Raw genomic sequence first — 322 nt, 5'->3', positions numbered from 1 at the left:
GCGCGGCCTGGCCGCGGTCACCGCCGGCCTGGCGCTGGTGGCGTTGCTGCCGCCGGCGTTCACCGGGCATTCCGCCGGGGCGGGTGACCATCAGCTCGCGGTGACCAGCCTGGCGCTGCACATCCTGGCCGCGTCGCTCTGGGTGGGCGGTCTGGCCGGTCTGCTACTGGTACGCCGCCACCGCCGTTTCGCCGAGACCGCCTCCCGGTACAGCCGCCTGGCGCTGGCCTGTTTCGTGGCGACGGCGGTCAGCGGCACGGCCAACGCGGCGGTGCGACTGGGCAGCTGGCCGGCCCTCGGCACCTCCCGGTACGGACTCCTG

1 protein-coding gene is annotated in these 322 nt (G+C 75.5%); it reads left to right on the top strand.

Going from position 1 to position 322, the window contains the following annotated elements:
* Positions 1-322, top strand: a 322-nt coding sequence (locus tag AB0C29_RS47645; RefSeq protein WP_360834890.1) for a CopD family protein, incomplete at both ends; no start/stop codon positions are given.

The sequence above is a fragment of the Actinoplanes sp. NPDC048791 genome, assembly GCF_040650095.1.
GTDB lineage: Bacteria > Actinomycetota > Actinomycetes > Mycobacteriales > Micromonosporaceae > Actinoplanes.
The sequence above is the reverse complement of the archived record's forward strand: the minus strand, read 5'-3'. Positions and strand labels throughout refer to the sequence as shown.